The organism is Vibrio owensii CAIM 1854 = LMG 25443, assembly GCF_000817815.1.
GTDB classification, from domain to species: domain Bacteria; phylum Pseudomonadota; class Gammaproteobacteria; order Enterobacterales; family Vibrionaceae; genus Vibrio; species Vibrio owensii.
In genome coordinates, this window is record NZ_JPRD01000020.1 from 173,535 (window position 1) to 188,021 (window position 14,487).

15 protein-coding genes are annotated in these 14,487 nt (G+C 47.4%); 4 read left to right on the plus strand and 11 right to left on the minus strand.

Annotation, left to right across the window (positions count from 1 at the left end; translation table 11 throughout):
* Positions 1–135 precede the first annotated feature (135 nt).
* The 9 genes from H735_RS13170 to H735_RS13210 all read right to left on the minus strand — a co-directional run bounded on the left by H735_RS13170 (position 136) and on the right by H735_RS13210 (position 9,024).
* A complete protein-coding gene (locus H735_RS13170; protein ID WP_005428296.1) occupies positions 136–627 on the minus strand; it encodes a VOC family protein in 492 nt (163 codons plus the stop codon).
* A 157-nt stretch (positions 628–784) separates the two neighbouring features.
* Positions 785–1,723 (minus strand): LysR family transcriptional regulator, encoded by a 939-nt coding sequence (locus tag H735_RS13175; RefSeq protein WP_020195128.1) that lies wholly within the window; start codon positions 1,721–1,723, stop codon positions 785–787.
* A gap of 154 nt (positions 1,724–1,877) precedes the next feature.
* Entirely contained in the window at positions 1,878–3,068 is a 1,191-nt protein-coding gene (locus H735_RS13180) for a hypothetical protein (protein ID WP_020195129.1), read from the minus strand.
* Between the two features lie 151 nt (positions 3,069–3,219).
* Entirely contained in the window at positions 3,220–4,428 is a 1,209-nt protein-coding gene (locus H735_RS13185) for a NupC/NupG family nucleoside CNT transporter (protein ID WP_020195130.1), read from the minus strand.
* 315 nt (positions 4,429–4,743) lie between these two features.
* Positions 4,744–5,061: a DUF4144 family protein gene (locus H735_RS13190; protein ID WP_020195131.1), complete on the minus strand. Its 318-nt coding sequence runs from the start codon at positions 5,059–5,061 to the stop codon at positions 4,744–4,746.
* Positions 5,062–5,232: 171 nt separating this feature from the next.
* Positions 5,233–5,943 (minus strand): HAD family hydrolase, encoded by a 711-nt coding sequence (locus H735_RS13195; RefSeq protein WP_020195132.1) that lies wholly within the window; start codon positions 5,941–5,943, stop codon positions 5,233–5,235.
* A gap of 204 nt (positions 5,944–6,147) precedes the next feature.
* Entirely contained in the window at positions 6,148–6,438 is a 291-nt protein-coding gene (locus H735_RS13200; protein ID WP_005435368.1) for a putative quinol monooxygenase, read from the minus strand.
* A 143-nt stretch (positions 6,439–6,581) separates the two neighbouring features.
* Complete coding sequence (locus H735_RS13205; protein ID WP_020195133.1) at positions 6,582–7,118, minus strand: DUF924 family protein; 537 nt, start codon at positions 7,116–7,118, stop codon at positions 6,582–6,584.
* 58 nt (positions 7,119–7,176) lie between these two features.
* The gene (locus H735_RS13210) at positions 7,177–9,024 is read right to left on the minus strand and encodes a M3 family metallopeptidase (protein WP_020195134.1); all 1,848 of its coding nucleotides are present in this window, start codon (positions 9,022–9,024) and stop codon (positions 7,177–7,179) included.
* A gap of 242 nt (positions 9,025–9,266) precedes the next feature.
* Here H735_RS13210 and H735_RS13215 point away from each other — a divergent pair, with 242 nt between their 5' ends.
* On the plus strand, positions 9,267–9,638 hold the full coding sequence (locus H735_RS13215) for a hypothetical protein (RefSeq protein WP_020195135.1): 372 nt from the start codon (positions 9,267–9,269) through the stop codon (positions 9,636–9,638).
* Positions 9,639–9,648: 10 nt separating this feature from the next.
* On the opposite strand, the gene H735_RS31900 is transcribed toward H735_RS13215, so the two are convergent.
* Positions 9,649–9,783: a hypothetical protein gene (locus tag H735_RS31900; protein ID WP_020195136.1), complete on the minus strand. Its 135-nt coding sequence runs from the start codon at positions 9,781–9,783 to the stop codon at positions 9,649–9,651.
* Between the two features lie 130 nt (positions 9,784–9,913).
* On the opposite strand from H735_RS31900, the gene H735_RS13220 reads away from it, so the two are divergent.
* Positions 9,914–11,602, plus strand: a complete 1,689-nt coding sequence (locus H735_RS13220) for an amidohydrolase (protein ID WP_020195137.1) — start codon at positions 9,914–9,916, stop codon at positions 11,600–11,602.
* A 58-nt stretch (positions 11,603–11,660) separates the two neighbouring features.
* On the opposite strand, the gene H735_RS31385 is transcribed toward H735_RS13220, so the two are convergent.
* Positions 11,661–11,834: a hypothetical protein gene (locus H735_RS31385; RefSeq protein WP_009706819.1), complete on the minus strand. Its 174-nt coding sequence runs from the start codon at positions 11,832–11,834 to the stop codon at positions 11,661–11,663.
* A 237-nt stretch (positions 11,835–12,071) separates the two neighbouring features.
* On the opposite strand from H735_RS31385, the gene H735_RS13225 reads away from it, so the two are divergent.
* Positions 12,072–13,202: a sugar diacid recognition domain-containing protein gene (locus tag H735_RS13225; RefSeq protein ID WP_020195138.1), complete on the plus strand. Its 1,131-nt coding sequence runs from the start codon at positions 12,072–12,074 to the stop codon at positions 13,200–13,202.
* A gap of 148 nt (positions 13,203–13,350) precedes the next feature.
* A complete protein-coding gene (locus H735_RS13230) occupies positions 13,351–14,484 on the plus strand; it encodes a glycerate kinase (protein ID WP_020195139.1) in 1,134 nt (377 codons plus the stop codon).
* Positions 14,485–14,487: the final 3 nt, after the last annotated feature.

A 14,487-nucleotide genomic window follows, 5' to 3' on the forward strand; every position in this document is an offset into this window, starting at 1 on the left:
ACAGTTCCTCTCCTTTACCGGAATTCTCCGAAGTTAAAGCCAAGGGGAGGTTAGGAGGGGTTGTTTTATCAAAACTAACCAAAAACAAAAAAGGGTTGGCACTAGGCCAACCCTTTCTGATTCTTAAGCATTCAATTATTCGTAATCAGACGCGTAAGTTTCTTCGTAAGTGTGTGAGTAAAGCTCGAATAGGTTACCAAACGGGTCTTCCATGTAGATCATTTGAGCTTGTTTGCTGTCGTCTTCTGGGTGGTAGCGCATGATGTCCATGCGAGCTTTACCGCCAAACTCTTCAATACGTTTGATAGTTTGTGGGAACTGCTCTTTCGCTACTTGTAGACAGAAGTGGAAGATGCCTAGGCGAGAGAAGTCTACTTCGTGACGCTCTTGACGCTCTTTCATTTCAAATAGCTCAACGCCGATGCCGTCAGATGTCACTAGGTGAGCGATGTTGAAGCCTTTGAAGCCTTCACCGAATACGGCGATACACATACGACCGATTGCTGATTCGCGCTCTTCGATAACTTTTGTGTTGTTCATTACGATGCGAAGACCAAGCGCTTTAGTGTAGAACTCTACTGCTTTGTCCATATCGCCAACCATGATGCCTACGTGATTCATTTTCATAATTCTGCTCCAAAAAAACTGTGGTGTTTAATTCGTGTTTCGTTTCGATGGAGGTGAGTATATGGAGAAATTTTCATTACATGAAATTATCAATAATTTTTAAGATAATAATTTTTCGTTATCAGCATTTCTTAGGCATCACTCATTTTATTTTCAGTTAAGCATAAGACTGACTGACGATAAGCTCTCTTAACCATTTATGGCTTGGGTCATTGTCGAGTTGCTTGTTCCAAAGTAGAAAGAACCCACCTGGTTCCATTTTTATTGGGAGTGGTTTGATCACTATGTCCGATTTACCTTCGAACTCGCGGATGCTTTTGTAAGGGTAAGTCAGTATCAAGTCGCTCTTCTCACACAGTTTTACAGCGCTGGAAATGTCGGACATATTGACGGCGTTGTCGATGCGCAGGCGTTGCGTGTCGAGCACCTCATGTAATAGCCAGCTAGACACACCGCCAGTGATGACTTGGATATGGCGGTACTTCAAGAATGCGTCGAGATTCCATTCTTCCTCTAATGCTGGGTGTCCTTTTCGCAAGATGCACGCCGAGGTGTCACGCATCAGTTCTGCGTAATTTAGAGTGTCAGGGATGGTATCGACATGGGTTTTAGAGCGATCATCAAACTCAAAGATACCCACACCAAAATCGATCTCTCTTCTCTGTAATCGAGTAATGCTGCTGTTGCTCCAATCTGCACTTTTGATGGTGATCTTTGGCGCACTAGATAACGCTTGAGGTAGAAAACGTGGGTAAATCGTGGAGTAGGCGGTTTCAATAAGATCGATACTGAAAATGCGAGTCGAGCGTTCTGGGTCAAACTCTTCTGGTTCACGAAGCTGATCAATTTGCATCAGGATTTGTTGCAGCTTGCTTTCTAATGCTAGCGCTTTTGGGGTCGGCAATAAACCTTTGGATTCTCGCTCGAATAAGGGGTCATCAAACTCTTGGCGTAATTTAGTAAGCTGTTTACTGACGGCCGATTGAGATAAGAACAGTTTCTCTGCGGTTCTGCTCACGCTGCGTTCTTGCAGTAAAACGTACAGACAAATCAGCAGGTTCATATCATTTTTGATTAAGTGGGATAGATTTATCATGATATTCCTATCATTCAACTTACAAATTGAAGGGTATGAATAGAAACTATATCACTTAATTGAATTGAGCCAGAAATACTGACTCGTTGCCCATTTAATGAATCAAACTGTTGAGGTATCGGCTAAGCTCTGCCCGAACCTCTAGCTCTGCTTCTTATAGGTATTTGGGGGTGTGTGCCTCAACCTCGGCAATGTTTTGCTCGCGAACTTGATGGGTATCGCCGATGGCGTCAAATACGCTGCGCAGCAAGTTCATTGAGTGTGACATCAAAGCTTCGCTCTCTTGTTGTGAGAGTAAAGGCTCTGCGTCAAAACCAAGTGCGCAGAGAATGTCGTTAAAGTGCATCGCATAGCCTGAGCCAGAGACATCAAATGTGGTGCTCTTGATGCCATTGGGGCTTCTCTCCCACAGATACGGCGGATGCTTGAGTGTGCCAAAACCAATTGCGATGACGCGCTCTGGATAGTGCAGCTCTAATCTTCTGTCCCAAATATCCCCCGCTTTTCCTGCCTCAATCACTACTTCAATATTGCCCTCGGTCGATGTAAGTTCGCCCTCGACATAGAGATGAGTTTCAGCGCCTTGTGTGTACTCCAATTTCGATTTGTTGATACGTTCGGCACGGACGTGTTTCAGTTCAACTTGCGAGTCTCCTATACCGAATTTATGCAGGTAGCGAACTAGCCCTGCAATCGCATGAATGCCCATATCAAAGCCATAACCTCCGCCGCCGCTGGTGGTTAAGTTAAGTAACTTTCTGGCGTTGAGTAACGCAATTCGATTTTCAAAACGGAAGTCTTGGATTGCTTCGTGACTGTCGATCGGGTTGTCGGCTGCAATAGCGATAATCTTGCGCGGGGCAGAATCAGGGAGTGCGATAGATGAATCAGCAAAGAGCGCTTCCAACGAAGGAGAGACCAAAGCGGTATCAATAAAGTAAAATTGCGCTCCGCGACGTTTAAGCTCTGGGATGACTTGGTTAAAGCCTTTGTTGATTTCAGCCAAGGAGAAGGACGGCTTCTCAACCACAAACAACAGGCTTTGAATATCGAGTGCATTACTCACTTGTTCAATAATGGAGAGGTGTGTGCCAACCGGAGTTAAAGCGAAGGCGGCAGCAACATCAGTGTGTGAGTGAGCCAGTAGAAACGCATCAAGATCGGCGTAGCGAGCGGAGTAAGGGAATTGGAACTGCGATGCACAGAACTTGGGATGTTGAACTGCAGGGTCAATGGCGACGACATCAAAGCGAGAGCTTAAGGTGTGTAGAAGTTTCTCATACAAACCTACCACAGACGATTTAGCGTTCCCCAATCCACCAAATACCAATACGACCTTGTTCATCACTTCCCCTTATCCCAATTGCACTCACCAACAGGCTAGCAAAAATACGCTCAGGAATAATGGGATAAACCCGGAATTTTAAGTTCTGTATTCGGTGAGTCATACAAAAAAGCCCACGCGATGGTGGGCTTCAATTGGAATGAGAGGGTGATTACAAGGCGATAAACAACCCTGCCAGCGCTGCACTCATCATGTTGGCAAGCGTCGCAGCAATCACAGCACGGAAGCCAAGTTTCGCTACTTCTTGGCGGCGCTCTGGTGCCATTGCGTTAATCGAACCCAGCTGAATCGCGATAGAGCCGATGTTAGCAAAACCACACAGTGCGAAAGTGATGATGATTTGGCTATGTGCTGAAAGGGTTTCTTTCACGTTGACGAAGTCAAGGAAGGCCACGAACTCATTCAGAATCGTCTTCTGACCGATCAGCGAACCTGCAGTGAGGATTTCATTCATCGGGATGCCAGCAAAAAACGCCAGTGGAGCGAACAGGTAGCCAAAGATCAATTGCAGCGTTACGTCTTCGTAGCCAAACCAGTTGCCCACGGTTTCAAAGCCTGCGTTGACCATCGCGATGACGCTGACAAAAGCAATCAGCATAGTACCCACTGCAACTGCTACTTTCACGCCGTTCATCGCACCAGAAGCTAAGGCATCAACGATGTTGGAATCTTCGCTTTTCTCTAGCTGAATCGCGCCTTGATGCGCCGATACTTCACGTTCTGGTACTAAGATCTTCGCCATCAACAAGCCACCCGGTGCCGCCATAAAGCTCGCTGCGATAAGGTATTTCAGTTCAATACCCAGTGCCGCGTATCCGCCTAGTACGGAACCTGCCACAGACGCCATACCGCCAACCATTACTGCGAACAGTTCAGAGCGAGTCATGTTGGCCAAGAACGGACGAACCACCAAAGAGGCTTCACACATGGATAGGAAGATGTTGCTGGTTGCAGCAAGAGATTCGACTTGAGAAGTACCCAGTAGGCGATGGATAGCACCACCGATGACTTTGATAAGAGCTTGCATCACGCCCAAGTAGTAGAGCATTGAGATGATAGCGGAGAGGAAAATGATAAGAGGGAGTACGCGAATTGCGAAGATGAAATTGCCCGTTGCGAGTTCGCCAAAAACAAACCCGATGCCTTCGTCTGCGAATGAGAGGAGCCCGGATACGCCGTTGCTGATGGAGCCTAACATGGATTGCCCGATAGGGAAGTAGAGCACCAGTGCCGCAAAACCGGCTTGAAGAGAGAATGCGCCGATTACGGTGCGCCAGTTGATGTCGCGACGACTATCAGAAAGTGCGTAAGCACACGCCAACAAGGCCAATACGCCGGCCAAGCTGAAGATGATTTGCATTATGTTACCTTGCGATTGTATCTGTATTTGAGCGAGCCGTGAAAAAGACGCACGCGTGCAGAGGCAACATTGCGGAGAGTGCAAAATGTTGTCTTTACCCGAAGTCGAATTCAAAGCCCGTAAACGCTAACAGTTACGCTGGGCCCTGTTCCTTGGGGCAAGTTTCCATTTTGCAGCCGATTGAAAGCTGGTTCGGTTCCATTTCATCGTGAAAGGAGAACCTATCTAACCGGGCGCGGAGTATACGCACGGTTTTCGGTGCTGACAATGGTTATTGAGGGGATTTTTCGTTGTACGAAAGCAAGGGCGCAATTGTTAATCAGCTAAGGCCTCAATCGCCTGTTGGACGGAAGTAAAATGGATTTTGATGATGCAGCGCTGTGCCTGAGCAAACTCGTGTTTTTGGATCAGCTCTGTCACTTGCTGCACGTTCAATGTTTGTGGCAATAGACCCAATTCCACCGTGTTATGGCTACCCGCTTTTAATGCAAAGCAGTGACCTTGTGTATCAATCACAATATCATCCTGACCCCAAATCAAAGCTTGGCATTCAGCGTTTAACTGCTCTGGCGAAGCCAAATACACCAGTTCGTCGTCGCCATCGAGTTTGAGTAAACAAGGCCATGTGGTCATTGCGTTACCTTAATATTGGAGTGGGTCATTTAAAATCATCTACGCGCTAAATGAGCGGCGCAAGGCAAGTACGATACACAAAGCCTTAAGAGAGCAAAAGGCTTTCTGCCTTGCTATGTATTTAAGAGCTTTAGCTGTGCGTTTCTTTAGCTTTGCGTTTATTGAGAGAGGCTAGGCGTACTTGCCAATGATGCGGAGCAAGTCTGCCACTTGATGTGCCACATAATCGGGCTGGGCGTTCCAGTGCTCTGGTTGAGCGCCGCTGTACGCTGCTGCTACGGCAATCACTTTGCAGCTGCCACCTAAGTGATGCTCGATATTACGAGCAAACTGCGTGTCTGCCTCGTGGTCACCAATGTACATCAGCAGTTGTTTATCGGAGTGTCCAAAGATGGACTCAATGCATTTAATGCCACCAAAAGGGTCCGGTTTTTGATGCCCATTAGATACATCATCGTAGCCCACGACGGCTTTAAACGGTGCATTGATTTGGTTGGTGCTGAGTACGTTACGAATGTTGGATTGCGAGTTCTGAGAGCAGACTCCGTGTGGCAGGTGTTCGAACGCATTCACCACATCAGCAATGCCACTGAACAGATTCACTGGTGTTTGGTTTTGCTCTTGGTGCTCAGCCCACATGGTGCCCGCGACGATCATCTCATCATGGGACAGACCATAGTAGTTTACGTACAGATCTTGCCAGTTTTTCGCCGCGTGATTGGCATGATGGTAATCTGCTTCACTGCGTAGGTATTTCGGTAAGTTATCCCCGGTCAGGTGCGGTGCTATAACGGACAATATCGCTTTGGTGATGTCGATATTTTTCGGAACAGAATTTACTAGGGTGCCATCGTAATCCCACAATACGGCGTCTAACTTCATGCAAAACCTTTTGATATAGCGAAGGGTGAGTGGCTTTAAATCTTGCCAGTCTTAATGGGGAGATAATCAGATCTTGCTCATGTTTTCATAAGCTTGCTTTGAATCGCTCGGAAGAGAGGGAAGAGAGAACAAGCGAGAGAATAACAAAAAGCCAGCAAGGTGGTGGTTGCTGGCTTTCTAGTGTGTGCTGCGTTGTACAAAGCGTTAAGCGATGTGCGACATCTCGTTTAGAGTGAAGGTGTCTACCGCGCCTTCAGTTGCTTTCATGTATTGCGCTAGGTGCTCGTTGTCCATGTGCGTGCGCCATAGTTCGCGTGATTCCCAGTTTTCGTAGAAAGTGAAATGCGCTGGGTTTTCGTTATCTTGGTGAAGGTCGTAGTTGATGCAACCTTCTTCGGCACGAGTGACATCAATCAGTTTAAGTAGCTCGGCTTTTACCAATTCTACTTGGTCTGCTTTGGCGATGATGTTAGCGACGATAGTCAATTTAGCCATGATGGAAATCCTCTGTTGATCGTGATGTATCGTGTTGACGAGGTAAAGATTAGTCGCGAATCACCAAATGATAAACAGCACAATGATTGATTTATTATCAAATATAAATTGATAATCGAACTTCAATCTTGTGCTAGCTGTGTTTAAAAACTGGCCCCCGGCTGTTGTAAGAATTCCACTTCTTCTACGGTGCTATCACGGCCTAAAATCGCATTGCGGTGTGGGTAGCGACCAAAGCGATCAATGATCACTTTATGCTTTAGTTCGAACTCGTAGTTCGATTCTCGCCCTAGTGCTTTGAACAGCTTCTCTGCCTCTTCATGAATTCGCATAGATTCACTGTGCATAAATGGCATGTACAAAAAGCTGCGTTCAACGTCCGTCAATTCTTGGTCTAAGCCTAGACGAATTGCCTCTTGTGCCAAGGCAAGCGCGAGAGCATCTTGAGCGAACGCTTTTGGCGTATTGCGGTAAACGTTGCGAGAGAATTGGTCGAGCACGATGATCTCTGCCAGACGGCCTTGCGCTGTGTCTCGCCAGCCAAACAATTCAGATTGAGCGGCTTGTTCTAATGTGGTGAGAAAGCGGGTTTCGATTTGTTTATCGACGTCGGCATTACTCACAAACCAGTCTTTTGGTTCCAGTTCTTCAAACCAGAAAGTCAGGATATCTTGGTACATGGTTGCTTCCCTGATAGAAAAAGAGCTAGGAGTATAACCCCCTAGCTCTTGGTTTGGCTTATCGACCGTAAGTCTCTTCGATGTAGCGCTCAAACTGCTCACACATCTGCTCGTCTGAGACCGTATTGCTCGCAAGCTCTTTGCTGCCATCCACTACTTTGATGCCAGCATTTAAAGAAGCTACCGAAGCACGTTCACGAGTTTGCAGCGAAGCAATTTTCTTTTGCTGAACTTCCCATGCTTGTTCTGGCGATAGGTTACACACGTCTGCCAGATACTTAGCGTTAAAGCCCTCACCCGTTAGACTAACGATAGTCTCGTTGTGCGATAGGTGATTACCCGCATGCCAGTAATGTTTCGCCAGTAGCGGACCAATCTCTGGGTTGTCAGTCAGGTAGCCAAACTTGTCGAGGAAGTAAGCTCGGGTCTGGTAAACCGCCATGTGTGCTAGCAAGTAACCGTGGTAGGCACACGCTGCTTCATCAGACAGAAGGTGTGGAATTGCCATCAATGGGCGTGGGCTGCATTCCAAACCAAGAATTTGCTTTTCACAATCGCGTGCCAGTTTAGTGATGCGCTCTGGCGTCAGTTCTTCATCGCTTAATTGGTAAAGTGCACGTTCAAAATACGGCACGACCAAAATGCTGCGCTCTTCGTATGCTTTGAATGGCTGACGGCTGTTGATCATCGCTTGAATGATCTCATCCGGTACTGGGTTACCTTCTGCGTCCAACGCGTATTGTTTGAGCCAATCGGCATCGGTCAGCAGGCTGTCACAGAACATGGATTGTGTTTCTGCGTATGCCATGGAAGTTGGTGCAAACTCTTGAGAGAAACACGGCGCGTTCATCTTCACGTTAGCGAAGTGCGCAGCGTGACCACCTTCGTGGAACAGAGTATTGATGCCATCGTAGCCGCTGCCAACTTGGTCTGGCTTCGCGTTACTGGTGAAGTTCACCTGCGCGGCAACCCATTCGCCTTGGTTGTAGAACGATGGGATAGGACCATGACAGAAACCGTTCGGGTATTTGCCCTTGCGATCAAGCAGGTCTAGCGTCAGCTCTGCGCCTGAGTATTCGATGTTAAGACGACCGAACGATTCCACCCAGCGACGTAGCGACTTTGAGAACGGTACGTACGGGTCTAAGTCACGCATGACATCACCCGCGAACGAGTAAACAAAGTTGTAGCCAGTCAGTGCGCTTTGACCTTTTTGCTCTGCAAGGTTTGCCAAGCTGCTTAGGTGGGCATCACGCGTGCGTTGTTCAAAGTCATCCAAGATGCTGAACAGTTGCTCTGAGCTCATCTTTTCTGTCTTCATCACTGAGTAGTCAAAGAAGGTTTCGTAGCCCAAAGAACGTGCGAATTGGTTACGCAGTTTGATCAGCTCAATAAAGCCGTTTTGCAGCAACCATTGCTCAAGGTCGAGCAGCGTTTGGTGCGCAGATTGACGCACTTCTTCGTGATTGTTGGCACGAATGGTCGAAGACAATACTGGCAAAGAGCCCTCGGTTTGTTCACCGTTTTCATTGGTAAACGTCAGAACGTGGTTTTGCTTTTTCTCGAACAACTCGGCTTCAAATGCAATCAGAGCATTCTTTTGTGCTTGAGCTTGCTCGCCTTCAATCGCATGCGATTCAAACGTTGCTAACCAGCCTTGCAGACCAATTTGCGTTTGTTGCTTCTCTTGTGGATCAGCGATTGTTTCAGTCGCTTCAAGTTGTGCTTTGATAGCTGAGATTTGCTCGGCGTTGCTTAAGAAATTGGTCCAAGCGGTTTGTGCTTTTGTCGAACCATCGTGGTCGTCGCTGATGCCCATGTACGTCTCCCAAAAGAAATCTTCTTTGGTGCGATGGATAGCGAGGTAACGTTGGTTGAGATCGTTTAGGTATTCCGTTGCAGTCATTTTGATCCTTCAAATGTTTGCTTTATTGAGGTTTTTATCGTCATTGATTATGGCACGCATGAGCAGCAGAAAGGAATGCGAAATCCATTTGTCATGTTTATGGCTTGTAAACAGGAATTTACCGCACTTTTTACATGTGCAGACGTCAGTCACAAAATTTTTCCGTTTTTGATTAGTAATGGCCGTTCTCTATTTATAAAATCCGGTCTTTCGCAGTGGTGCTGAAAGTAAGGAAAACAATAATGAAAACAAGAATCGCAGCTCTAATAATGGGGCTAACCTTGGTGGGGTGTTCAGCGACAACACCAACCAATGACCAAGTTTTTAATATCGAGGAAAACTGCGCCGTCATTATGAGTGAAGGAGTGACGCCAGAAGAACGTTGGAGCGCCTACAACAAGCTTATTGAAAGTTATGGTGACCATTATGTATCTGATAAGAACTGCTTGGAATTGGCTCGATGGAACTCATTTCGTCAAAAACTGATTCGCGATGAGAGTCATCAATTACTCAAAGAATTTATCGAAGTGAGTGACTGGGGCTGCGCAAATGGCAATTACCTTGAAGAGATGTACTTATTTGTGAAGGAAACACAAGCGAGCAAATCAGAGTAAGACCTGCGCCTTACTCGTCTTCATCCGATTCTTGGTGCTGATTGATCTCTTTACCACACCCTAAACATTGGTTCGAGAGGTCTGTTGGCATCATGATGATCAAACCACAATGAGGGCATAAATCGCCTTGGTCGTATAGTCGCATTGTTCACCTTCTTGTTATACAGTCTATTATTCTGTAATTTTAAACCAACCCCACAGAAATTACGACATCAACAGCAAACTAAACCAATTTGCATATACTCAATGTGTTAGCGAATACAACGGTAGGTGTCATGTTAACTCCTCATAGACTGATTCTTGGTGCTGCGTTGCTGCCTGTATTTAGCGCGTGGGCGAATGCTGCTGAGCAAACCGCAGACGTGGTGTACATCAACGCTGGTATTTATGGTCACCCAAAAGCAGACGCTGTTGCCGTGCATGATGGACGGATTGCTTTTGTTGGTGATAAAGCCAAGGCACAAATGTGGGTTGGTGAGGGCACTGAAGTGGTGGATTTGACTGATACCTACTTGTTGCCAGGTTTTGTCGATAACCACAATCATGTGTTTGAGGCGGCTTCCGAAGCAGGCGGTACGTGCTTGTTGCAAGCTGGCACCTTGTTGGATGAGCAAATCCCACAACTGCAAGGCTGTAAAGAGTTTGTCCAAGATGGCGAATGGTTGATGGGGTACGGTTTTACGCTTGATGCGACCTTGTCAGAAGAAAACCAGCGCACGCCTTTAGAAGTGATCGATGAGGTATTTCCTGAGACGCCGGTGGTGTTAATGGAGCAAACCTCTCACTCGATGTGGGTTAACTCGGTTGCGCTGAAAGCGGCGAACATTGATAAAAGCACGCTCGATCCGCAAGGTGGTCGTATTCTCAAAGATCCGGATACCGGTGAGTTGAATGGCATCTTGCTCGATAACGCGGGTGATTTAGTGATGGAACTGGCTTGGAACAGCATGAGTGCGCAGTTTGCGGTTAGCTACCAAGGTTTGTTGACTGGATTAGAAGAAGCCGCGCTCTACGGCATTACCACAATTGGTGATGGGCGAATGTACTGGAAGCGAGGTTGGTATGAAGTATGGAAGGAGAGTGAAAAACGAGGTGATCTGACCGCTCGTGTCTCTTTGCGACCATGGATCTATCCGACTGACAGCATGGACTCTCAGCTGTCGTATTTGAAAGGCATTCAGTCCGACGATACTTCTCGCTTGCTGCTGGTGAACCAAGTCAAAATGTACAGTGATGGCATCTTCATCAATGGTACTGCCAAAACCCTTACGCCTTATCTTGATACTTACCTGCCTGATTCTCCTTATGGGCTGAATTACATTTCGCCACAAGCGATGCCTGAATGGCTAAGCAAGCTCGATAAACTGGGTTATAGCGCTCATATTCATGCTATCGGTGACGGTGGTATTCGTGAATCACTCGATGCGATTGAGAAGGTGCGCAGTCAGGGCAATCAGAGACGTTACACTTTGACGCATGTGGAATTGGTGAACAGCAAAGACGTGCCAAGGTTCGCCAAGTTAGGTGTCACGGCAGACTTTCAAGTTGGCTCCGATTATGTGGCTTATCATGATCACCAGTGGGCAGAAGCTTTCTTGGGTGCTAAGCGAACCAGAGCCTTGATGAACCTGCGCGCGCTTTATAATGCCGAAGCTAACGTGACGTTAAGCAGCGATTGGAATGTGCATGATTTGAACCCATTGGTTGGTATCTCCAATAGTTTGGTAATGGGTGAAACCGGATTGCCAAATGTCTCAGCTGCGATCGATGCCTACACAATTCATCCGGCTTACAGCTTGGGTTTAGAAAAGGAAATTGGCTCAATAGATATCGGGAAATCGGCAGACTTTGCTGTATTGGATCAAGACATCACCCAACTGAAAGCGGAAGACATCGCCCAAGCTCGCGTCCTCATGACGGTGTTGAGAGGGGAAGTGGTCTACGAGCAATTGGATGACGAATAAGCCGAGCGATGACTCACTCGGCTGAAAGGTTGTTGTGTTTTAGAAGCGTATTTAGAGACTATTGCTCAGGGTATTCGCCCATACCTTGCGTTTGCCCTTCTGCTTTCCAATGCTCGCCTGGATCAAAGGCTTCATCGCATAGATCAACGGTGTAGCCCATTTCGGTAATTTCTTTCAGGGTGAGGTTGTCAGCAATTTTGGCAATGTCGCCCGCCTTGTTCCGCAGTTCCATGGTTTCCCTCCGGTCACTGTTTGGTTGTCGGTTCAAGTCGCGCCAAGCATAAAAACTTGGGTGGCTCGGTTATAAGTATAAGCAGTGATGAAGGACTTTTTGGGTTAATAGCCATAATTTATTTAAGGTTAATTGGTCGGTATAACACTTTAGCGTCGATACCAGTTCAATATCATGGCGATAGAAGACAAAGTGTGATTTATTGACGCCTCAATCGTGGAGATTTTAGGAACGGAAATGGTGATTCTCGACCACACACTCGCGCAGCAAATTGTCGATCGCACCATGTCGATCATTGGTCATAACATCAATGTGATGAACGCGGCAGGAACCATTATTGGCAGCGGCGATGCTGAGCGTATTGGTCAAAAGCACGATGGTGCAGTGCTGGCGCTGAATCATGGTGACTCGTTAGAGTTGGATGAGCAAAGTTGCCAATCATTGCAAGGCGTGAAACCGGGCATCAATATGCTGCTGCACTTTAAAGGTGAAGTCGTTGGCGTGGTGGGTGTGACTGGTAACCCTGAACACATCCGAGCGTTCGCTCAGTTAGTGAAGATGACAGCGGAACTGACGATTGAACAAGCTTCGCTGGTGGAGCAATTGCAATGGGGTCGGCGCCATCAAGAAGAGTTTGTCTCAGCATGGTTGAACCAACAACTTAGTGATTCTGAGCTGCACGACTGGGCGCAGCGCCTTTCCATCGATTTAGCCCCCCCCCGAGTTGCTGTCGTGATCGAGCTTAAAGCAGAGAATGCGCCTGTTAGTTTGAACAGCGTACGCAACCTAGTTGACGTGTTGTATCGCTCTGAAGATAAGCCGTTGGTGGCGATCATGTCGATGAATGAAATTGTCGTTCTCAAGTCTTTACGTTCTTCTTCGAATAGCGACCAAAGTGTGCTCGATAGCATTCAGCGCCGCTTAACGACCAATCAAATTGATGATGTCCGTCTCGCGATTGGGCAACGTTTTGATGGCGCACAACAGCTTCCTCTCTCCTACCAAAGTGCCAAGCAGGTGCTTGCTGTTGGTCGTCGCTCCCATCCAGAACAAACCATGCTGGGCTTTTCTGAATATCGCTTACCTGTGTTACTCGCTCCTTTAGCCGACTCTTGGCAAGGTGAACAACTCGCTCAAGCGATGGCTACTTTGGTTTCGGCAGACAAATCTGGACAGTTGGTAAAAACTTTAGAGGGGTATTTTCAATCCAATGGTAATGCCAATGATTGTGCTAAGGCTCTGTATATTCATAGAAATACCCTGAGGTATCGTCTGGATAGAATCAGTGAAGTGACGGGCATTTCGACGCAAGATTTTACGGGATTGACCGAGCTTTATATCGCAAGCCAGTTAAGAAAGCTAAATTAGCTAATTGTGCAAATGAACAAAATAATTCAAGCATAGTCAGTATTATTTGGATGTTTGACTAAAGAATATGCCAAGTTTTTAAGTGAGAATGGCCACATTGATGACCTGCGACTTGTCGCTCGCAGCGTGCTGTTTTCAGGAGAATGAAATGAAAGTTGTGATTGCCCCAGATTCGTTTAAAGAGAGCTTGACTGCCAAACAAGTGAGTGACGCGATCAAGACGGGTTTGTCTCGTGTTTGGCACGATGCCGAATTCGTTACGGTACCTGTTGCTGATGGCGGTGAAGGGACAGTTCAATCTTTGATTGATGCGACTGAGGGCGAGCAGGTTTTCGTGACCGTAAAAGGCCCACTTGGCAATGATGTTGAGGCGTTTTACGGCATTCTAGGTGACGGTGAAACCGCAGTGATCGAGATGGCAGAGGCAAGTGGTTTGCACCTTGTGGCAAGTGAGCAACGAGACCCAAAAAACACCAGCAGCTTTGGCACTGGCCAGTTAATTCTAAATGCGCTTGATCGCGGTATTCAACGCTTGATCATCGGCTTGGGTGGCAGCGCAACTAATGACGGCGGCACGGGTATGTTGGCGGCGTTGGGTGTTAAGTTTCTGGACAGTGATGGTCAGCCAATCACACCCAACGGTGGCGGCTTAGTTGAGCTAGCAAGCATTGATGTGTCTGGGCTTGACGCTCGCTTAGCGGACTGCGAAGTGCTGGTGGCATGCGATGTGGACAACCCATTATGTGGCGAGAAAGGTGCGTCAGCGATTTTTGGCCCACAGAAGGGCGCGACGCCGGCGGATGTGGAGCTGTTAGATTCTGCTCTAAGCAAATACGGTGAACTGACAGAGCAAGTGACAGGCAAGCATGTGCTGACTCAAAAAGGCGCAGGAGCCGCCGGTGGTATGGGCGCGGCGTTACTTGGTTACCTACCTGCACGACTTAAGCCGGGTATTGAGATTGTGCTAGAAACCGTAAAGCTCGCAGAGCACGTAGCAGACGCTGATATTGTCTTTACTGGCGAAGGCCGTATTGATCACCAAACTGTGCATGGCAAGACCCCAATGGGTGTGGCGAAAGTGGCGAAAGAGTATGGTTTGCCCGTCATTGCCCTAGCAGGTTGCACAGGTGATAACTTCCAAGCAGTCTACGAGTGTGGCATTGACGCAGTATTTGTATGTGTACCACGTGCAATGAGCTTGCCAGAAGCTTTGGAAGAGGCGGAGGTGAACCTTGCGAACTTGGCTGAAAACGTAGCCAGATTATGGCAATTACCTCGCTAACAC